The sequence below is a fragment of the Devriesea agamarum genome (genome assembly GCF_900070355.1).
Taxonomy (GTDB): domain Bacteria; phylum Actinomycetota; class Actinomycetes; order Actinomycetales; family Dermabacteraceae; genus Devriesea; species Devriesea agamarum.
The window spans coordinates 2,548,552-2,569,684 of the sequence record NZ_LN849456.1 but is presented as its reverse complement, the minus strand read 5'-3'; the positions used below and the strand labels follow the sequence as shown (position 1 = coordinate 2,569,684).

The following is a 21,133-nucleotide window of genomic DNA, read 5'->3' as shown; positions in this document are numbered from 1 at the left end:
CTCCTCGCTCATCGCTTTCGTACGTTAGCTACTGTGCTTCCCGATGGTCGGCATCCGCCGAAATCTGTCACCGCAGGCCAGCAAACAGATCATCTTCCGGCAGGGTGACACCTATACGCGAAACTCGCAGCTCATAGTCATCAGTGGGCCACACATAGCGCTGGGCCTCCAACGGTACGCTGAAGAAACTGCCATCCGGATCTATCTGGGTTGCATGAGCGCGCAGAGCATCATCGCGTCGCTGCAAGTAATCCCGCACGTCAATCTGGGTTGTGATCAACCGGTCGTGCGCCTCATCAAACCGAGTCACCCACTCTTCAAACGGTGACGGCTGGCCATTTTCGATCAGATAACCGTGCAGAGCAGCGATCCGACGCCGATGAAAACCGTTGATGTAATACAGTTTGGCGACCTCCCACGGCTCCCCCAACTCCGGCGCATAGTCAGGGTTAGCGGCCTGGGTGAACGCGGCAACGCTCACCCGATGGCACATAATGTGGTCCGGATGCGGATACCCACCGTTCTCGTCATAGGTGGTCATCACATGGGGACGAAACTCCCGCACCTGTGCGACTAGCGCCCGGGTAGCAACGTCAAGATCCTCGCGCGCAAAACAACCCTCAGGGAGATTTGTCATCGGATCGCCCTCAGGGAGACCCGAATCGACGAATCCGAGCCAGCGATGCTCCACGCCGAGAATCTTGGCGGCGGCTGCCATTTCCCGACGGCGCAGCGCCGGAAGATCAGACACCGCTTCGGGATCATTGACCATCCGTGGATTGAGGATGTCCCCACGTTCTCCACCGGTGCAGGTCACCACCACAACCCGGCAGCCCTCATCGACGTATTTCGCCATAGCTGCCGCACCCTTGCTCGACTCGTCGTCAGGGTGTGCATGCACCGCCATCAGGCGTAACTGTGTGTCGTTGACCGGATTATTCACCGGTGGATCCTCCCGCTGAGTCCGACGTGGGCGAGCGCGCACGCCCAGCCCCGGCCTCTGCCAGAATAGTCGCATGTCATCGCTCCCCGAACCCATGCAGGAGCGGTACGGCATTCGCCGCACCCCCGCTACCCGTCGCCGCGCTGTGATTGGCGTGATTGCGTTGGCCGTCGTTTTTCTCGCGGTGGTGGTCTATGTCGGCATCCAGGTGGCTTCGGTCCCGATCCGCACTCAAACCCTGTCGTACGAGCACGTGAGCAATCACGAAGTCGCCATGTCATTTCAGGTCACAATGTCGCCCGGAACCGAGGCACGGTGCCGCGTGCAGGCCTTCGATTCGCACCGAGCCCAGGTTGGGTTCCTCTCCACTGATATTCCCGCTCAAAAATCCGCGATCTCTACACATCGGGTTGTGATCCGCACCCAGCAACCAGCGGTGAGCGCCGACGTGATGGACTGCACCGCACGTTAGGCAGCGTGGACCGAACGATAGACCCCGCAAGCACGCGCGCCAACATCAAACACGAGCATCAACATCAGCACCCAACGTGGCCTAGAACACGACTGAGCGGCGCCCGTGTAGAATGTCGTAACTCCCGTCGATCCCGGGATGTGGCCGGCCCACTAGGTGCCGGACAAGCCGGGTGCGACGGGTGATCAAGTAAACGGGGCATTTTTGCGGGACACATGCCTGGCATGTGTCCTACGTCTTTGTACGAACCCCGTCCCACTGCCGGTGGGAACAATGTCAATCGATCATCAGGAGAGAACCCGTGAGCACGCAGAGCAACGGCACCTGGCTGACGCAGGAGGCGTTCGACCGCTTGACTGCAGAGCTGGAGAACCTCGAAGGCCCGGGCCGCGCCGAGATCGCCGAGCGCATCGCCGCAGCTCGCGATGAGGGCGACCTCAAGGAAAACGGTGGCTACCATGCAGCCCGAGAAGAGCAGGGAAAGCAGGAGGCCCGCATCGCGGAGCTGAAGATCCTTCTCAAGAATGCTGTGGTGGGTGCCGCCCCCGACGACGATGGCGTGGTGGAACCGGGCATGGTGGTGACCTTGTCCATGGCTGGCAAGGATCGGACTTTCCTGCTGGGCAATCGGGAAATTGCCGACGGGGAAGATGACCTTGAGGTGTTCTCACCCCAGTCGCCGCTCGGGGAAGCCATCAGTGGTGCCAAGGTCGGCGATAGCATCGACTACACCGCGCCAAACGGCAAGACCCTCAAGCTTGAGATTAAGAAAGCGTCTCCGTATCGCGGGCACTGACCAGGTACATCCTCGGTTCGACACGCAGAGGATTCAAAGCGCAGAAGCCATCTTATGGAGGCTCGCTGCTGAGCCCTCACGCTTAGGCCGCTAAGACCGTCGCAAAGGCCCGTCCCCTCACGATGAGGAGGGGACGGGCCTTTGTTGTTCTTGTCGGCTGCACCGGATGGGCTGGTGGAGGATGCGATATGGCACCTACCGCCCGCAAACAGCGCCCCGGTCCGGGCCGGGTACAACCAGATTCACGGCCCGACGGGAAAAGCGCAGCTAAAAGTTGGTTCGCCGCGCCCGACGGCCCCGACCACCGGAGGCGGCCCGCATCCGACGAATCCGTGACGGCCTGGCCACCAACGGACCAGGAACGCTCGGACGATGCCCGGGCATACGCGGTTGCGGTATCGGCGATGACGCCCCGGCTGGTCGTTTCACGAGTTCTTGAGCTGCCGGATCCACGCCCATCTCAGGGGCGCCGTCACGTCCGGTGAGGTAGAGCAGGACAGAGTTGAGGAAAGCAATCATCGGGATCGCAAAGAGCGCGCCAGGGATACCGGCCACCATGGTGCCGCCTGCGACCCCGAGTAAGACCGCGAGCGGGTGGATGTTCACGGCGTTGCCCATCAGGAACGGCTGGAGAATGTTGCCTTCGATCTGCTGAACCGCAAGCACGATGCCGATCATGATGATCGCCGCGACCCATCCCTTCAACACCAAGGCCAAAAGCACGGCAACCACGCCGGACACGATGGCGCCGACGATCGGCACGAAGGAGAACATGAACACCAGCAGGCCAATCGGCACCGCGTATGATCCGAGCCCAACCCAGGGAATGAACATGCCGACCGCGATGCTCACCGCGTCCACCGCGGCCACCAACACCTGGGTGCGCACATACGCCGATAGCGCCCGCCAACCGCGACGGAATGACTCGTGCGCGGGAATACGGGCCTGCGCCGGTAGCAGACACACGACCCACCGCCAGATGCGGTCTCCGCTCGCCAGGAAAAAGAACAGGGTGAACAGGCACAGAATCAGACCGGCGACAATATTGCTGACCGTCGAGAACCCGGTTAACGCGCCCTGAAGGATGCTGCCGGAGTGGCTTTGCACTTCGCGGATCAGTTGATCCGTGTACTGATTCAAGTTATTGAGATCCAGGTTAAAGGTGTCGCTCGCAATCTGTGTCACCTTTTGGAACCCGATTACGGTTGCTTCGGAGATCTTCCCCGATTCCTCCATCAGCTGGCGCCCGGCCAAGACAAACATGCCAGAGACCACGGCAACCATACCGATTAAAACGATCCCCGCGGATGCGCCGCGTGGCAAAAACGTGTACTTGGTTAACAGCTTCACCAATGGCATCAAAAATGCTGCGAGCAGCACCGCCACGAGGACCGGGATCACCAGTGTCGTGATAGGGGCGATGATCTTGGCGAGGACCCAGAGCACCGCGACGGCGACTAAGAATCTCCAGCCCCATGCAGCGATACGACGGTAACCAATCGGAATTTCCTGATCCTCTTGACGGTAGGTCGGACGTTCAGTCGCGGCCATCGGTTCTCCTTAAATCGGTCCAGACGTCGAGCCCACTCTACGGGTGTACGGACTTATGCCGCACAATGGCGACGTGGAACTGCCCGTCATATCGTCCCCTCGTTCAACCCTCGGTGTCGAGTGGGAGGTCCTACTGCTCGATCAGGAGACCGGACAGCCCCGTCAATGCGCTTTAGACATTCTCGCCGCTTTACGCGAAAAAAGACTACCTAAATCCGAAATTGACGGGCATCGCATTGTCGGCGAGATGCTGCGCAACACGATGGAATTGGTCACCGGAATATGTCCGACCGTGACGACAGCAGCCGAGCAGCTCAGCTCACTTTTGGAGCAGGTCTACACAGTATGCGATTCATTAGGAGTTGGAATTACCAGCGTCGGCACCCACCCGTCGGCGCCATGGCGGACACAACACCTCAGCGATCATGACCGATATCAGCGTCTCATTGAGCACACCGGCTGGTGGGGTCGGCAGATGGCAATCTATGGGGTGCACGTCCACGTCGGGGTCGAGAATCCAGCGAAACTCGTGCCCCTGATGAATGGGTTACTCACCTATGGGGGACAGCTGCTGGCATTGAGCACCTCGAGCCCATTTTGGGAGGGGGAAGACACCGGGTATGCCTCTCAGCGAACCATGCTGTTCCAACAACTCCCCACAGCGGGTCTTCCCACCGACATCCACACCTGGCAGGAGTACACCGAGGTTGTGCGCGGTATGCAACGAGCCGGTGCCATCACAGAACTCGCGGAACTGCGCTGGGATATTCGACCGGTGCCGGCGCTCGGCACGCTTGAGGTGCGCATCTGCGATGGTGTTCCAACGCTGACAGAAGTCCGCGGGATCGCCGCGCTCATCCAATGCTTGGTCGAATATCTGTCCTCACACCTAGATGAAGGAAAGGAACTGCCCAGGCTTGAGCGCTGGCAGGTTGAACAGAATAAATGGCGGGCAGCGCGCTACGGCACCAAGGCGCAGCTTATTCTCGACCGGGCGGGGACCCTTGGCTGCGCTGAGGACTCACTGTGCGACCTGGTGCATCGTTTATACCCCACCGCTCAGCGCCTGGGTTGCCTGGATGACCTCGAACTCATTGAACGAATTTTGGCGGCAGGCACCCCAAGCGCTCGGATGCGCCGAGCTATCGGCATTGACCCTGCGGCAGATAACCCAGATGCCACGCCGCCAAACATTATGTCGGCGGTTATTGAACCCCTGACTCTCAACGAGCACGCGTCCCGACATCTCACAACGTCGCTAATGCGGGCTACCCGTGAGAACAGCCTCGATATCCCCCCAATTCAGTAACAAACCGCCCCACATGCGTCCACCTCGCCAGCGATCATCATTCCTACGGAGACGGCGACCATTGGAGCGCACTGGGTTTAGCTCCGGGGTCACTTTTTAGGGCCAGGAATACGTATTCGAGCGGACGACTTGCAGCACCCCGCGCCCGATTCAAGCCCAACGCATGGGGGTAGCGCCACAGATCTCGACTAAAGTCTCATGTCGGCTCTGCCGAACGTGATCTCCATGTGTGGAAACAACGATCTACAGTACGACGTATGGACACCCCCGATGCCAGCACCGCTGCCCGTCCGGAACCGAATCCCACACCTGAGTTCTCCCCTCCCCCGGCACCCGACCAGATGAGGCGAGGCCATATCGCACCGTTGGCAGCTGATCTTTCAGCGCCCGCTCTAGCCATCCGCGGCCTCCGAAAGTCCTTTGATCGACGCGAAGTTGTCCACGGCATCGACCTCGACATTCCGCGCGGATCATTCTTCGGCATGGTGGGGCCGAACGGTGCAGGAAAAACCACCACCCTGTCCATGGCGACAGGATTGCTGCGCCCCGATGCCGGAACCGCGGTAGTCCTCGGACACGATGTCTGGCAGGACCCACCCGCAGCAAAGCAGGCCATGGGCGTGCTCGCCGACGGCCTACGCGCATTTGACCGGCTGACCGCGCGCGAACTGCTGACCTACGTCGGGTTGATCCGCGGGCTGGACCCGAACGTGCTGAGCGAACGCATCCAGAGCCTGCTTGACACGATGGACCTTGCCGGCGAAGACGGGAAACTGGTCGTCGACTTCTCAGCCGGTATGACGAAAAAGGTTCTGCTCGCCTGCGCGCTCATTCACGCCCCGAAATTCTTAGTCTTGGATGAGCCTTTCGAGGCCGTTGACCCAGTATCTGGGCAGGTCATCCGAGAAATTCTGAACTCCTTTGTCGCTGCAGGCGGCACCGTCATTTTGTCTAGCCACGTGATGGAACTGGTTGAAGGCCTGTGCAGTCACGTCGCGATTGTGTCCAACGGTTCAGTGTTAGCCTCCGGCACGCTAGATGAGGTCCGCGAACAGGACTCCTTGGTGGATACGTTCATTTCCCTGGTGGGCGGCAAGCGCGTTCAGGAGGGGCAGCTGTCATGGCTCGTGTCCTGATTCGTCTCAAGTTCCTGCTGTGGCGGCGATCATTTCGTAAGAACATCGGCAAGCTGATCGGGACCATTATTGGCTGCCTGTACGGAGTCGGTTTTCTTTTCACTATCATGGCCGGCCTCATCACGATGTCCACAGCAGGCAACGATTATTTTGGAATGCTTGCCCGCGGCCTGGGCGTCCTCGCGATTTTATTGTGGTTGTTAGGACCGCTGTTGGCTTTCGGTGTCGATGACACCCTGGACCTTCGTAAGTTCGCGGTTTTGGGGCGACGCGCCCGCGATCTACAGCCCGGGCTACTAGCGGCAGCAGCTATTTCACTGCCCTCCCTGTTCACTCTGCTGGTTGCCCTCATGGTGGGAGTTGTCTCCGTGTTCTGGGTGCTCATGAACCCAGGCGTCGGAACTCTCAACACGGTGCTGACAATTATCGCGCTACCCATTGCGATAGCCGCAGGCTACATCACATGCTTACTGGGGCCACGGGCTGTTCTCGCTCGGGCGGCTTTGCAGACGTCCTCGCGTAAACGCCGCGAGATCATGGGTCCAATACTTTTGATTCTTTTCATCGCGGTTCTTTTCGGCGGTGAGTTCTACCTGATCAGCTCCGCCACGGAATTAGGGATGCCGGTTTCGGTTGAGGCACTAACCGCGGCGATTAAGATTTTGGCTTGGACGCCTTTCGGCGCCGCCTTTTGCGTTCCATTCGACCTCGCCGATGGGGACTATCTCGCAGCCATTGTCCGGGCGCTGGTCGCTGCGGCCACCATCGTCTTGTTGTGGCGCTGGTGGCGCCGAACCATTGAGGAGTCAATGCTTCAAGCACTGCTCGGCGATGAGTCCTCAGGAACCACGAAAGTCACTGCCCTCGTCCCGAAGTTCCTGCCCTCAAATCCACTCGGCGCGGTCGCCGGGCGCTCCCTCAAATACTGGCGACGCGACTCACGCTATGTCGGTGCTATTGGAATCACCCCGCTCATGCTCATCTTTTTCATCGGCATGGGCCTAGTGAACCCTCATATGTCTTTCCTGGGCATTTTTGGCATCCTTTTAGTTGCAAGTTTGACCGGTGGTTCGCTCATGAATGAGATCGGCATGGACGGGCCCGCCGGCTGGGTCAATATCACCGCCGGTCTCGATGCTCGCTCAAACCTACTGGGACGCATAATTGCCGAGGCACTGTTTACCCTACCCTTCATCATCCTGGCCACGATCGTGGTTCCGTCACTATTCGGACTCCCAGTACTCATCGTGCCGCTTCTGCTCATATCCATCGGGATGTACCTAGGCTCGGGAGCGATTTCACTGCTCACCGCCGTAATTCTGGCGTTCCCAGCAGCAGCGCCTGGCACCAGCCCATTTAAAGACCGGTCCTCTAACTCGGTGAATGCAGTTCTTGCATCTTTTATTGCGACCTTCGGGATGTGGGTGCCGATGATTCCCGCATTTATCCTCGGGATATTTGGGTTCTTCGGACAGCGTTGGGCGCTCTGGGTTGCCGGTCCAGTCGGGCTCCTCACCGGAGTGGGTCTCTTCTTCTTATTTATGCACATCAATAAGAAGATCCTTAACAAACGGTACGTGGATATCTTCCAGAAGGTTCGCGCCTTCAAGTAAACGCGCATGCATTGGGCCGTGGCGATTAAGCTGTAAAGCTAGATCGCCACGGCCTGCGCATCACTTAATTAATCAGTCGGGTTCATAGGCGGCAGATCAAGCGCCATGACCACCGCATCGACCGGCCCGCAAGGCGTGCGGTAGTACCCGCGCCGAATCCAGATTTCCCCCCACCCATGCGAGCGGTAAAAGGTTCGGGCACGAGCATTGTCCTCCCGAACTTCCAGGAAAATCCGTTGAGCACCGGCTTGCTGGGCTGTGAGTGCACACCAATCCAAAAGTCGAGTCCCAATACCTCGACCGGGTTGCACCGTTCCGATGGTGTGAATCTCTGCCTCATCCGGTCCCAGCATGATCCCCGCATAGCCGATCACCGTGTCAACGTCGTGGGCCGGACACGCGATCACATAGCGTCGGGCCGGGTGCCCTATTTCCTGAAGGAGCATCGATAGGTCCCACGCCTCGTCGGGAAAAAGAACCTGCTCCAGCTGAGAAAGCTGGTCCAGATCCGCCCATGAGGCGGGTCTCAGCACCACATCGCCCGAGGCATCAGACCTCGGTGCCGTTTTGGGTACCGTTTGATGCACCGGCATGCCCTGCCGCCCCAACCTGGTTTGTCCCCCGGATCCGGTTTGTTTCCCGGGTCTGGGTTTTTTCCTCGTCCCGGCTTGTTCCACCGATCCAGCACACTGTTTCGGCATAGCCCGACCGCCGTCCATCGCTCGGCTATCCGCCTAACGCGCTTTTGCGCCGGGTGGGAACCGCAGCGTCCGGCTGACGCAGGTATAGAGGGTCCGTTGACTCCAGCTCCTCGGACATCGACAGCGCCGCATAAGCAGATGCCACGTGAATCAGAGCTTCCGCCTCCGCATCCAAAATGTCTCGGACATCAGGTGTAGCCGCTAAAACATCCGGGTATATCGCTGCGCCCCGACCCGCGACAATATCGCACTGAGCCAGAGCCGCAGCGGCCTCCTGAGGTGAGGACACCGCTGGACCTTCCTGACGCTGCACATAACCACCCTCGTACCGGTAGCGAGCCCAGTACACCTCACGGCGCCGAGCATCGGTCGCAATACCAATGGTCATCCCATCCCGCGGAGCTAACCGATCTATCACCTGGCGGGCAAGGCCATCCAGCGAGCAGACTCCACGCACAGGAATCCCGAGAATAGCGGCAATGCTGCGGGCAGTTACCAACCCAACCCTCAGCCCCGTGAATGGGCCCGGGCCCCGCCCCACCACCACGGAGGTGAGGTCTTGCCTCGTATAACCAGCAGCGGTAACCACCTCATCAATGAGTGGAATCACCACTTCAGCATGATGGCGAGCCCGGGTATCCGTGCGCTGGGCAAGAATCTCAGCGCCGGATGCATCAGCGAGAGCCACCGACACCGCGCCGGAGGTGTCCAAACCGAGGATCATACGAAAGGGCCTTCCTGTGGGTGGGGGTCGTGCGGGTGTGCACGGTCCGCACTAGCGCAACGGATATGCGGGTCACTCATGAGCATCATGCGTGCCGAGGTTATGCACCGGGTTAATTTGGGCGCGATTATCGTTCGCCTGGGTATCGTTCGACAGGGCATGACTCATCTGGGCATGGTTTATCTCGGCATGGTTCGTCTGGGTATCGCGGTCAGAGCCGACATTCTTAGAGCCGGCCCGAAGTGCCTGCGCTAGCTCGTGGAACCTCTCGCCCTGCCAACGCGGCCCGTATGCCGTCAAGCGAATAGACCGCTGCTCATCCAGGTCCTCATCCCCCTGCATGGTTGAACGAGCCTCGGCATCATCACCCCCACGAGATCGCAAAATCTCCACCCTCAGGTGCGAATCCGTCAGATGCTCGACACGGCCCCGGCCCCACTCGACCACCGTCACCGCCGTATCCAGATCGGCATCGAGATCGAGATCGTCAATATCGAGGACGGAATCAAGGCGATAAGCATCCACATGAACCAAATCGACCGTCCCTGTTTCAGCCGGGTGAACCCGCGCGATCACGAACGTTGGGGACGTGACCGGACCGCGGACACCCAGCCGCTGCCCAAGCCCCTGAGTAAATGTGGTTTTGCCTGCGCCCAACTCACCATCCAGGACCAGCAGATCACCGGCGTTCAGATGGGACGCGATGATATCCGCGATCCGGCGCGTGCACCCCGCGCCCGAGGTCGGCACGCTCACTGAGGATGCGTCATCGAGTGTCATCAGTCCTCCTGGGTCTCGCGCGGAATCCTCGACGACACCGAGGTCAGCACTTCATACGCAATCGTTCCGGCAGCTTGGGCCCAGTTATCCGCCGTCACCGGGCCATCACCGAAGAGAACCACTTTATCGCCTACCCGCGCCGCCGCATCCGGTCCGAGATCGAGCACAATTTGGTCCATGCAGATGCGTCCGATTTGCGGGACGCAAATAGCGCCCGCTGCCGTCTCCACCAGGACCCGCACACCGCCAGAGGCCGCACGATGTAAACCGTCGGCGTACCCCACCGGAACAATCCCCAATACGGTGTCGCGGTCGCACATATGGGTCAGGCCATACGACACCCCTTGACCGGCGTTCACTCGTTTAACCAGCGCTAATTCTCCGCTGAGGGTCATAGCCGGGCGCAGAAACGGCTGTGGCTGAGATTGTGAATCCGGCTCAGGCCGAGACTTAGGCTGGAGCCGTGGCTGTGGCGGCGACGGAGGCTGAGGCTGAGGGCCAGCCTCCGTCCTACGACGGATCCTGACCTCGGCATCCTCGATACTCTCATCGAGCACATCATCCGGCATCGACGCAGACACCGGGGGGTACCCGTATAGCGCGATACCCGCGCGCACCAGGTTGTAGTGCGCATCCGGACGGGTGAGAATCGCTGCGGAATTCGCGGCATGGCGCCAGCGCAGAGCAGGCAGGTCGCGTTCCTTAAGAACCCGCTCAATCAGCGTGCACCCGCGATCAAAACATCGAAGCTGATCGTCGGTTTCGGGACGGTCCGGCTCATCGGCCACAGCCAGATGGGTCCAAGCCCCGACGACCTCCAGCGCGCCCGATGCAGCCAGATCAGCGGCGTGCCCCACCAATTCGGTCACGCCAGATTCAATGACTCCGCCCCGTCCAAACCCGGTATCGAGTTCCAGATGCACCCGAGCCATCCGCCCCGCCGCACGAGCCGCCGTCGCTATCACATCCAGCATGTCAACGGAACCCGCACCCACCTCAACATTGCGGGCGATAACCTCACACAGCAGGTCAGCGGTGCCCGGGGACGGCAGCCAGGCGAGAATCGGCGCGGTGATTCCAGCATCGCGTAGAGCGAGTGCGCTGTCGGGGTGGGCGACACCGAGCCAACTGGCGCCCCCGGCGAGCGCCGCACGTGCCGCCGTCACCAGTCCGTGGCCATAACCGTCAGCTTTCACCACAGCCATTAACTGCGCGCCCGGCGCGAGCACACGGTGCAGGGCGCGGGCGTTGTCGGTCAACGCCTGCGTATCAATGCTGACCCGAGCTGGGACCCTCGCGTTCACTGGGTACGCCCACCGAGGACGATACGTCGGAGCGGAGGGCATCCTTGGGTGTGGGAGCATCGTCTGGCCATAGGTTTTAGCTTAGTCCTGAGGCGTGGGTCCACTCTTGGAAGCAGCCTCAGTGGAAAGTTCCGGCCACGAAAACACATCCGCACATTGCCAGGCCTCATAAACACGATCTTCAGACGGTGGGAACTGCTGCCAGAAACGCTCAGACTAGTTCCGGCCTGGCTACAAGCTAGTGCCGGCCCAGCTACAACTAGGACGTGCGAACCTCAGCCGGTGGTCACGGCGCAACTTAAGCTCGGCGCGGCACCCGGGTTCGACGGATAGTGTGCCCCGCACGCACGGATAGATCCCGACGCCCCAGTGCCCCTACACGTATCGTCTGACCACCAGAAGCCGATGAGACCCGCCGGTCGACCTGTCCGTCGCGCGCATACGTCCCCTGAGCCGCGACCTGCCCCGGCCCTTCATCATGCCTATCCCGCAACGCCGCCAGAACCGTCGGAATCGCGGCAGCGACGTCCGAGGCCCTCAGAGGAATCGGCATCTCTTCCGGCGAATAGCCGCATTGAACAGGCACAGCGCCTCCGCTGTTCAGACTCGGTACCCGGGCGGCCAAGCGCGCAGCCCGACCGTGCACCGCAGCGCCCACAGCAGCCGCCGACGGCCCGTCTACCCCAGCAGCCAGCAGGGTCCCGATAATTCCCGCGAGCACATCACCCGCACCAGCGGTGGCGAGAGCCGGGGTTGCATCCGACTGCGATATCAAGGCATCAGGATCATCGCCGGGCGCTATCAGCGTCGTGGCACCTTTGAGCAGCACGGTGGTTCCCGTAGCCCGGGCCAAGTTCTTCACCAGCACCGCCGGCGCGAGATCGTGGGCCACCCCCAGGCGTTCCGCCAGGCGGGCTGCCTCAGCCGCATGCGGGGTCAGGACCACGTGCGGGCGCACAGGACCCGCGTCTCCATGCTGGTCACGAGCCGGCACAATGTCGAGCGCACCTGCATCGATAACCGCGCGCTGGGCGGTTGTGCATAGCTCCCGGGCGGCCCCATGGGTTGCATCCTCCGGTAGCAGACCAGGGCCGATCACATAGGCGTCGCATTTTTTCGCGTGAGGCCCGATCGCGCTGGCCGGGTTCTCTCCGACTACTTCCGGCAGGTGCTCAACCACCAGGGTTTTCACGGCTTGCGGGCCGATGTAGCGCACCATTCCACCCCCTGAACGCACCGCACCGAGGCACGCCAACACTCCGGCGCCGGGGTAGGCGTTAGAGCCCGCGAAAACACCCACCACGCCTCGCGAATACTTGGTTTCCGTACGTTCGGGAATGGGCCAGAGCGCAGAAATCTCATCGTCCTGGAACCGGCGAACCGCAGAGACCGCCGGGAGATACGGGGCGAAGTCCAGATCGGCTACACGAATCTCCCCAACCAAGGCATCCGCTGGTGGCAACAGCAAACCCGCCATCACACCACCGCAGGCCACCGTGAGGTCCGCGCCCGCCACCGGTTCAGGAATTGCCCCTGTTCTGGGGTCGATACCGCTCGGTAGATCCACCGCTAACACCGGAGCGACTTTCCGGGCAGCCGCAAGCACCTGTCTGAGCTGCGGGGTCAGTCCCGGACGGGCACCGCTGCCCAGGATTCCATCGACCACCAGGTCAGCCCCAGCGAACAGTGCGTCCAGATCGTCGGGGCACGGAACAAGCTGCCCGCCGCTGTCCCGGAACGCGGCAAGGCCCGCCGCATGGATGCGGTCCATCGTCTGCACTGCAACCACTGTGGCGCCCCGCTCACGGAGCGTCACCCCGGCAAATAGCGCGTCCCCGCCGTTTTTCCCGGCCCCGACCAGCAAGATCACGCGCCTACCAGCGATACCTCCGGTGCGTTGTCGAAGCATCTCCACCGCGTGCACGGCAATAGAAAAAGCGGCCCGGCGCATCAGGAAAAGTTCCTGAGCAGCGCGCGCTGCCGCACCGGGTCCGCTCTCGTCGGGCCCGAGGAAGGTTCGTTCCGCGGCCCGCACTACTTCGGGAAAATCTGCTCGAATCATGTCCGCTCCCTTTCAGCGACCACCATGGCAGAGGCGATACCCGCGTCGTGGGTGAGGGAAAGGTGCAATCGGCGCACCCCAAGCTGCTCGGCACAACGGCGTACCTGACCTCGAATCACAAAATACGGTCTGCGCGCGGAGGTGGATGCGATGTGGACATCCTGCCAGGAAAAATCGCCCGGAGTTCCCAGTGCTTTACCCAAGGCTTCTTTGGCGGCAAAGCGTGCGGCCAGTGAGGCACGCGGCAGATCTCTTTCAGCCTCCGTGAACAAACGATCTCGCAGAGCGGGCGTGCGGTCCAGGGCGGCGGAGAAACGGGCGATGTCGACCACGTCGACTCCCACCCCAACGACCGAGTCGCCAACCTCCGGACGGTATTCACTCCACTCCACATCTAGAGCGTATCGCCTCTGCCCGAACACCCCACCGTTGGCGTGCCCGGACAGAGGCTTACGTGGGATCCACGGCCCTGGATCCCACGACTGGACGTCACTCGACGGTGACGGACTTCGCGAGATTGCGCGGTTGGTCAACATCGAGTCCCTTAGCCCTGGCCAGCTCGCAAGCGAACACTTGCAGAGGAATAACCGTCAGCAACGGGGCCATCAGCACCGGCGTGCGCGGAACCCGAATCACAACATCGGCAAACTGCTCGACATCGTGATCGCCCTCTTCCGCGATCACCAGCGTCTTAGCTCCGCGAGCCCGGATTTCCTGAATATTGGAGACCACTTTGGAGTGCAAAGAATCCCGGCCCTTGGGCGACGGCACAATCACGAACACCGGTTGACCGTCATCGACTAACGCAATCGGGCCATGCTTCAACTCACCGGCGGCAAAACCTTCCGCATGGATATAGGCAATCTCTTTGAGCTTCAGAGCACCTTCCATGGCGGTCGGATAGCCCACATGCCGCCCTAGGAATAGCACCGAGGTGGTCTCCACCATGCTCCGCGCCAGGTCGCGCACCTCATCCATCCCGTCCAACACCTGCTGAATCTTGTCCGGGATATCCTGAAGCTGGCGCATCTTTTCCGCGATTTCGTCGGGGAAAAGGTTGCCGCGCACCTGGGCGAGATACAGCCCCAACAAATAGCAAGCGGTGATCTGTCCCAAATAGGCTTTGGTAGAAGCCACCGCAATTTCTGGCCCCACATGCAGGTATAGGGCCGCGTCCGACTCACGCGGAATCGTGGATCCGCGGGTGTTACAGATCGCGACCACCTTCGCCCCCTGTTCCTGGGCGTGGCGCACCGCCATCAGTGTGTCCATGGTTTCGCCAGACTGGGAAATAGCCACGACCAGCGTTTTCTCCGTCACCACAGGGTCGCGGTACCGGAACTCGTGGGCCAGCTCCACCTCCACCGGGATACGACACCAGTGCTCGATGGCATACTTCACGACCGCCCCGGCGTTTGCCGCCGTCCCGCAGGCCACCACGATAATTTTGTCGATCCTGCGCAGCACTCCCTCTTCGATGCGCATCTCGTCCAGGTGCAGCGCCCCGTGTTCGATGCGGCCGAGCAATGTGTCAGCCACGGCTCGCGCCTGCTCTTCGATCTCCTTTTCCATAAAGGAGTCGTGCCCGCCCTTTTGCGCGGCGCTGGCATCCCACTCGATGGTGTACCGCTTCACGTCCTCGACCGGTTTCCCGTCGAACCCGATCACGCGAACTTCATCCGCGGTGATGGTGACGATTTGATCCTGGCCGATCTCCATCGCTTCCTTGGTGAAACCGATGAACGCGGCCACGTCGGATCCGAGGAAGTTTTCACCCTCGCCGAGCCCTACCACCAGGGGGGAATTTCGCCGTGCCGCCACCACGCGGTCGGGATCTGCCGTGTGCACGGCCAGCAATGTGAAGGCTCCGTCGAGAAGGGATACGGCCTGGCGCATCGCCTGGGTTAAATCCCCGCAGCGTCCGAACTCGCGGGCCACTAAATGCGCGGCCACCTCGGAGTCAGTTTCTGAGCTGAACGGGAATCCTTCGGCGACCAGTTCCTCACGCAAGGACGTGAAGTTCTCGATAATCCCGTTGTGGACCAAGGCAAGCTCACCGTTGCGTCCACCGGCGTGGGGGTGTGCATTGGAGTCGGTCGGGGCTCCATGTGTGGCCCACCGGGTGTGCCCGATAGCGACCTGACTGCGCGTGGCCCGCTGTCCTTCCAGGGCCGCAGACAGGTTGGCGATCTTGCCTGCCCGTTTCGTGATCTTCAAAGCGCCGTCATCAATGACGACCACACCGGCTGAGTCGTATCCGCGATATTCAAGGCGTGTCAACCCCTGCAACACCACCTCGGTGGGGTGATCCGTCAGAGTCTCTGTCGCCGGTCCGGCGTAGCCCACGATTCCGCACATAGCGCCAGCGTACGCAACAAAGGCGCACGTCATGAGCGTTTTCGCGGGGAGACTAGGAACCTTCGTCCGGCCCACGGTGGTTCGCGCGCACTTTGATCACGATTCGATGAGAAACGCGCACAGCCGCAGAGATTAGCGCCGGTCAGAAGATCTCCGAGCCGCGGTTATGAGTCCTACCACATGGGCTGGCTGAGCTATCCAAAGATTCAGGGTCTATCGCCTAAACGGCCCGCCTAGGCGGCATCCTGCCTGGACGTCCGCTCGACACCGCACCTATTCGGCCCGCGCCATCAAGCCGTCCACTTGGGCTGCGCACCCGGCCCGTCCACCCGGCCCGTCCACTCGGGCCACACGCCCGGGCCGCGCGCCCGGCAGGACCTTGCCCGACCGGGCCATCGGACATACCCAAAGCCCTCTATGCGACCGTCCGCGTACCGAGTGGGACATCCCGGGTGGAACAATGGGACACCATGAGCGCCCCGTCATCGGCCCCAGCTGCGTCAGAGCACCGGCCGCCCACCTCGAGGTCCGCCACATCGTCGAACTGGACACTATTCGACGAGATTGGTCGCGAGGAATGGGCGCGACTATCTGAACAAACCCCGTTGCCGCTGACCGCGGAGGATGTCGAGCACATCCGTGGGCTTGGCGAACGGCTGGATCTACGCGAGGTCGATGACGTCTATCGCCCCATCTCGCACCTGCTCAACCTGCAAGTTGCGGCAGCTCAAAAGCTTCGTGAACAGCGCAGCGCCTTCCTGGGCGACAACTTAGTGCGCACCCCGTTCGTGATCGCAGTCGCCGGTTCGGTAGCGGTTGGTAAATCCACCACGGCCCGGCTCCTGCGTGAGCTCATGGCCCGCTGGCCCGACACCCCTCGGGTTCAGTTGGTGACCACCGACGGGTTTTTGCGTCCCAATGCGGAACTGGAACGACGCGGACTCATGGCGCGCAAGGGTTTTCCCGAGTCGTATAACCGTCGATCGCTGCTGCGGTTCGTCTCCGATGTCAAAAGCGGTAAGGAACGCGTGGTAGCTCCGGTGTATTCGCATCTGGTATACGACATCGTGCCGGGTGCTGAGGTGGTGGTGGAGCGGCCGGACGTGCTCATTCTCGAAGGACTCAATGTCTTGCAGCCGTCCAGGCCGCGCACCGACGGACGAGTCGGAGTGGCAATCTCCGACTTCTTCGATTTCTCGATTTACGTCGATGCCAAACCGGAAGACGTTCAACGCTGGTATGTCGAGCGTTTCCTATCGTTAAGGCGGACGGCGTTTACCGATCCCAGCTCCTATTTCCGGCGCTTCGCTGATCTGTCGGACGAAGACGCGGTCGAGCTCGCGGGCAGCATCTGGCGAGAGATCAACGGCCCAAACCTGATGGAAAACGTGCTACCCACGCGCGGACGCGCGGACCTGGTATTGCGCAAGGGATCAGACCACCACGTGCACAAAGTGCTCCTGCGCCGCATCTGACTGCGTCCAGGCCACAGCAACAGCACCTCCGCGTCACAGCGTACCGGCCCTTCTAATCCGGGCCATGGCGTCGACTCATGCGGGCTGCAGCGTCAGCCCATCCGGGTCACGGCGTCAACTCATCCCGGCTACTCATCCCGGTCACAGTGACAGGCGTGAACGCACCACGCCGGCCAAATGATCGGCGACGCGCTGAGCCTCCTCCTGTGTGGCTGCCTCAACCATCACGCGCACCACCGGCTCCGTGCCAGACGGGCGCAGCAGAACCCGACCGGAGTCCCCGAGCTCGCGCTCAGCTTCTTCCACCGCATCGAGCACTTCATGATCAATGGACGCGCGCGCTTTATCGACCCCGCGCACATTCAACATGACCTGCGGCAACCGCTGAACCACCGAGGCGAGATCAGCAAGTGAACGACCGGTCTGCGCCATACGCGCCAGCACATGCAATGCCGTCAACTCACCGTCGCCGGTGGTGGCATGGGCGCTCATAATCACGTGGCCGGACTGTTCCCCGCCAAGCGAGTACCCACCGCGCGCCATTTCTTCAAGCACATAGCGGTCCCCCACCGCCGTCTGGTTCAAAGACACCCCGTGCTCACGCATACCCAGCCGCAGCCCAAGATTCGACATCACCGTGGTCACCAGCACGTTGTCCACGAGCTCGCCGCGATCCTTCAAGGCGAGGGCGAGAATACCCATGATCTGATCGCCGTCCACCACATTGCCGTTGGCGTCCACAGCCAGGAACCGGTCAGCGTCACCGTCGAACGCAACCCCTGCATCTGCACCAACTTCGCGCACGCGGGCACACAGCGCGTCCATATGGGTTGAGCCGCATTCCTCGTTGATTTGTTTACCGTCGGTGAGGTCACCCATCACGTGCACGGTGGCGCCAGCGGCCCGCAAAGCGAGCGGACCCGTGACGGCGGCGGCCCCATTTGCGCAGTCGGCGACAATCACCAGCCCGTCCAAGGGCCTCGGCACCGTTTGGACCAGGTGGCCCACATACTGTTCCACCGGGTTCGGGTAAGGCGTGATGGTGCCGACCTGGGTTCCCTTGGGTCGGTTCCAGTCCTCGCGCAGACGGCTTTCAATGGCGTTTTCAACCTCGTCGGGCAACTTGATCCCGCCGCGAGCGAGGAATTTAATGCCGTTGTCTTCCATCGGGTTGTGAGAGGCGGAGATCATCACCCCGAGGTCGGCTCCGGTGGACTGTACCAGGTAGGCAAGGCCCGGGGTGGGCAGCACCCCGGCGTCTTGAACATCCACCCCGGCGGAGGCGAGACCCGCGCACACAGCTGCCGACAGGAAGTGACCCGAGGGCCGGGTGTCCCGGGCGACGATGGCCCGGGCGCGTCCCTCATCGAAGGCCCCGAAGGTAGCCAGAATGTGGGCGGCCGCGACCGCTAGGTCCACCGCGAGTTCTGCGGTGATGTCCTCGTTCGCGGTTCCGCGCACACCGTCGGTGCCAAAGATTCGGGTCATAGTGTTTCCTTCCATTAGCCCGACCGTCCGCCGCTTAGGTCTGCGGCAGACAGCCGGTGGTAAAAGTCAACCTCAGGTTACAGTGTGAGACCGCTCGGATTGAGCGAGTGGCTCAGTTCATCACGGAGGCGCAGGTGCCCCGAGTGGCCGCCTCCACCGCGTTATCGAGCCCGCCATAAACCAGGTTTTCCACCGCGGTGTCGGTGTAGAACGCGACGTGAGGGGTGACGAGAACAGCCGGGTGATTGAGCAGCGCTTCCAGAGTCGGGTCACCCAGGTCGCGTTCTCTCCAGTCGGCACGGAAATACCGCTGTTCGTTCTCGTACGTGTCGAGTGCAGCCCCGCCAAGTTGACCGGAATTCAGCGCTTCCAAAAGCGCCTCGGAGTCCACGAGAGCTCCGCGGGCGCAGTTCACCAAGATGGCGCCGCGGCGCATACGAGCGAACATGTCCGCGTTAAACAGATGATGGTTATCGGCCATGGCAGGCATGTGCAAGGAGATGAGGTCGGCGTCAGCAACTGCCTCCTCAATAGTGTCGATGTACTGACCGATCTCATGGAACTCATCCCGAGGGAACGGGTCATAGCCGATCACGCGCGCCCCCAGGGAACGGAAGTGCCGGGCGGTAACAAGACCGATCGACCCGGTTCCGAGAATCGCAACGGTCATGGTGGCCAGCTCGCGACCGATCATCCCTGCGAAACGGAAATCTTGTTCAGCCATCCGGTCCAGGATCACCGGGAAACGACGGGTCAGATGCAAAGCGCTGGTGAGAGCGAACTCGGCGATAGCATTGGGGGAATACACCGGAACGTTGCTCACGCTGATGCCGTATTCGCGTGCACGCTCAAGGTCATACATATCCACCCCGGCGGTACGGCTAGACAGCTGGGTGATGCCCAGTTCACGCAGACGCGGGTAGACCTCAGCCTCAGGGACGATGACCTGCTGAACGGTGACCGTGTCGTAACCCTTGAGGGTATCGACCGTCTTAGCCGTCAGAACATCAGTGGTGGTGGTGACGTCATGTTCGGGGTGAGCGGCGCTCCATGAGCCAACCGCGGCGCGTTCGTCGTCGCGCACGCCCATAAACAGAATTTTCATCAGGAACCAGCCCTTTCATCATCGAGTCCGCTGGCGTCGGATGACGTCGCGGCGGGTTTGTCTGTCTCGGTGTCCGACACCGGCGCAGAGGGACTATCCACCTTGTCGCCGTGGTTCGTTGCGGAATCCTGCTTCGGCGCGGCGTCCTGTTTCGGTGCGGGCGCAGCCTGCGCGGAAAACGCGAAGATCGACGGCGCGTACACGCCAGTCCGGTAGGCGAGCAGCCAATGCACCAAAACAGCCAATCCAATCGGCACCACAAAGTAGACCACGACCAGAATGCCCATATTGGCGAGCACCGATCCATGCATACCTTGCAGGGCAGCAATTGGACCGACCAGACCCGAATGACCAAAGCCCGCGGAAGCGGGAGTGCCGGTGATGCCTACCAGCCCGCCAACCAGGCCCGTCACGCCGGCAACCAGGGCCAGCGGCAGCACCATAATCGGATGCTTAATGAGGTTACCCATCATCATCTTCATCGCACCCAGGAACACCGACCAGGTCACGCCGGCGGAGTTGATCCGGAGGCTGCCCACCATGAGCATGGCAGCGGCCGCTGCGATACCGAGATTGGCGGCACCCGATGCGGGGCCGTCAATGCCGATTGCGAGGGCAACGCCGACGGTAGAGATCGGGGAGACGATCATGATGGCGAAGATAACGGCGATCAGCACCGCCGCGAAAACACCGAGGTTGCTGTCTTTGGCGATGGCGTTGACCAGCGCCCCAATAGCCCCGGTGATCGACCGGACATACGGCAATGTCAACAGGCCGATGAGCCCAGAAAGCCCGCCACCGATAATGGGCAGGAAGAGCACGGTGAGACTTCCCAGGCGGTTACCGACCAGGGCGAGGATAAGCACCGCCACTGAGGCGGTCAGCATGGTGTTGATGAGGTCGCCGATTCCGACTAGCTTGACCACCCCGTCGGAGGTGAACTGCATGGCACCCGATCCAACAAAGGTTGCGGTACCGACGATAACCGTTTGGACCGCGGTGAAAGAGAACTGCATCCCGATGAGAACCCCGACGATCACGGGGACAGTGAATTGGAGACCGACCACTACTTCGTGCAGGGTGGAGAACAGGCCGATACCGGGATAGGTGCGAGCGAGGAATTTAAATAATTCCCCGGTGATGGCGTTGGGAACGAGACCGACAACGATTCCGATTGCCGCGCCGTTGAGCACGCGGTCGAGGAAGAGCTTCGGCGTCATACGAGTGTCGAACACAATGGGTCCTTATAGCGAAGGCGCCTTGTGGGGGCCAGGGGAAAGGGAGATCCAGCTGGTAAGCCGGAGCCGAGCAGATGA

18 protein-coding genes are annotated in these 21,133 nt (G+C 61.3%); 6 read left to right on the top strand and 12 right to left on the bottom strand.

Annotated features, from left to right (window positions below; all coding sequences use genetic code 11):
• Positions 1-67: 67 nt before the first annotated feature.
• Entirely contained in the window at positions 68-907 is an 840-nt protein-coding gene (gene mca / locus BN1724_RS10850) for a mycothiol conjugate amidase Mca (protein ID WP_058235967.1), read from the bottom strand.
• 109 nt (positions 908-1,016) lie between these two features.
• On the opposite strand from mca, the gene BN1724_RS10845 reads away from it, so the two are divergent.
• A complete protein-coding gene (locus tag BN1724_RS10845) occupies positions 1,017-1,415 on the top strand; it encodes a DUF4307 domain-containing protein (RefSeq protein ID WP_058235379.1) in 399 nt (132 codons plus the stop codon).
• Positions 1,416-1,716: 301 nt separating this feature from the next.
• Positions 1,717-2,211 (top strand): transcription elongation factor GreA, encoded by a 495-nt coding sequence (gene greA, locus BN1724_RS10840; RefSeq protein WP_058235378.1) that lies wholly within the window; start codon positions 1,717-1,719, stop codon positions 2,209-2,211.
• Between the two features lie 267 nt (positions 2,212-2,478).
• Here the strand turns inward: greA and BN1724_RS10835 are convergent, their stop codons facing one another.
• Positions 2,479-3,762, bottom strand: a complete 1,284-nt coding sequence (locus BN1724_RS10835; protein ID WP_084252995.1) for an AI-2E family transporter — start codon at positions 3,760-3,762, stop codon at positions 2,479-2,481.
• 73 nt (positions 3,763-3,835) lie between these two features.
• Here BN1724_RS10835 and BN1724_RS10830 point away from each other — a divergent pair, with 73 nt between their 5' ends.
• The 3 genes from BN1724_RS10830 (at position 3,836) to BN1724_RS10820 (ending at position 7,820) form a co-directional block, all read left to right on the top strand.
• A complete protein-coding gene (locus BN1724_RS10830) occupies positions 3,836-5,071 on the top strand; it encodes a carboxylate-amine ligase (RefSeq protein WP_172797120.1) in 1,236 nt (411 codons plus the stop codon).
• Between the two features lie 257 nt (positions 5,072-5,328).
• Complete coding sequence (locus tag BN1724_RS10825; RefSeq protein WP_407919307.1) at positions 5,329-6,207, top strand: ABC transporter ATP-binding protein; 879 nt, start codon at positions 5,329-5,331, stop codon at positions 6,205-6,207.
• Positions 6,192-7,820: a hypothetical protein gene (locus tag BN1724_RS10820; RefSeq protein WP_058235376.1), complete on the top strand. Its 1,629-nt coding sequence runs from the start codon at positions 6,192-6,194 to the stop codon at positions 7,818-7,820. Before BN1724_RS10825 ends, BN1724_RS10820 begins: the two co-directional genes overlap by 16 nt.
• A gap of 68 nt (positions 7,821-7,888) precedes the next feature.
• Here BN1724_RS10820 and BN1724_RS10815 read toward each other — a convergent pair whose 3' ends face one another.
• From BN1724_RS10815 to glmS, 7 genes are all read right to left on the bottom strand, one after another.
• The gene (locus BN1724_RS10815) at positions 7,889-8,413 is read right to left on the bottom strand and encodes a GNAT family N-acetyltransferase (protein ID WP_058235375.1); all 525 of its coding nucleotides are present in this window, start codon (positions 8,411-8,413) and stop codon (positions 7,889-7,891) included.
• Positions 8,414-8,546: 133 nt separating this feature from the next.
• Positions 8,547-9,245: a tRNA (adenosine(37)-N6)-threonylcarbamoyltransferase complex dimerization subunit type 1 TsaB gene (tsaB, locus tag BN1724_RS10810; RefSeq protein ID WP_058235374.1), complete on the bottom strand. Its 699-nt coding sequence runs from the start codon at positions 9,243-9,245 to the stop codon at positions 8,547-8,549.
• A 72-nt stretch (positions 9,246-9,317) separates the two neighbouring features.
• Positions 9,318-10,025: a tRNA (adenosine(37)-N6)-threonylcarbamoyltransferase complex ATPase subunit type 1 TsaE gene (gene tsaE / locus BN1724_RS10805; RefSeq protein WP_084252994.1), complete on the bottom strand. Its 708-nt coding sequence runs from the start codon at positions 10,023-10,025 to the stop codon at positions 9,318-9,320.
• Positions 10,025-11,329: an alanine racemase gene (locus BN1724_RS10800; protein ID WP_058235373.1), complete on the bottom strand. Its 1,305-nt coding sequence runs from the start codon at positions 11,327-11,329 to the stop codon at positions 10,025-10,027. Before BN1724_RS10800 ends, tsaE begins: the two co-directional genes overlap by 1 nt.
• 298 nt (positions 11,330-11,627) lie before the next feature.
• A complete protein-coding gene (locus BN1724_RS10795) occupies positions 11,628-13,391 on the bottom strand; it encodes an NAD(P)H-hydrate dehydratase (RefSeq protein ID WP_058235372.1) in 1,764 nt (587 codons plus the stop codon).
• On the bottom strand, positions 13,388-13,783 hold the full coding sequence (locus BN1724_RS10790) for a holo-ACP synthase (protein WP_058235371.1): 396 nt from the start codon (positions 13,781-13,783) through the stop codon (positions 13,388-13,390). Before BN1724_RS10790 ends, BN1724_RS10795 begins: the two co-directional genes overlap by 4 nt.
• Before the next feature lie 97 nt (positions 13,784-13,880).
• On the bottom strand, positions 13,881-15,749 hold the full coding sequence (gene glmS / locus BN1724_RS10785; protein ID WP_058235965.1) for a glutamine--fructose-6-phosphate transaminase (isomerizing): 1,869 nt from the start codon (positions 15,747-15,749) through the stop codon (positions 13,881-13,883).
• 470 nt (positions 15,750-16,219) lie between these two features.
• Between glmS and coaA the strand changes: the two genes are divergently transcribed.
• On the top strand, positions 16,220-17,224 hold the full coding sequence (gene coaA, locus BN1724_RS10780; protein ID WP_058235964.1) for a type I pantothenate kinase: 1,005 nt from the start codon (positions 16,220-16,222) through the stop codon (positions 17,222-17,224).
• 141 nt (positions 17,225-17,365) lie between these two features.
• On the opposite strand, the gene glmM is transcribed toward coaA, so the two are convergent.
• The 3 genes from glmM to BN1724_RS10765 form a co-directional block, all read right to left on the bottom strand.
• Positions 17,366-18,712 carry a phosphoglucosamine mutase gene (gene glmM / locus BN1724_RS10775; RefSeq protein ID WP_058235370.1) on the bottom strand — a complete coding sequence of 449 codons (1,347 nt, stop codon included), beginning with the start codon at positions 18,710-18,712 and terminating at the stop codon, positions 17,366-17,368.
• A gap of 112 nt (positions 18,713-18,824) precedes the next feature.
• A complete protein-coding gene (locus tag BN1724_RS10770; RefSeq protein ID WP_058235369.1) occupies positions 18,825-19,817 on the bottom strand; it encodes a D-2-hydroxyacid dehydrogenase in 993 nt (330 codons plus the stop codon).
• On the bottom strand, positions 19,817-21,052 hold the full coding sequence (locus tag BN1724_RS10765; protein WP_197671790.1) for a PTS transporter subunit IIC: 1,236 nt from the start codon (positions 21,050-21,052) through the stop codon (positions 19,817-19,819). The genes BN1724_RS10770 and BN1724_RS10765 overlap by 1 nt, the downstream gene beginning before the upstream one ends.
• Positions 21,053-21,133: the final 81 nt, after the last annotated feature.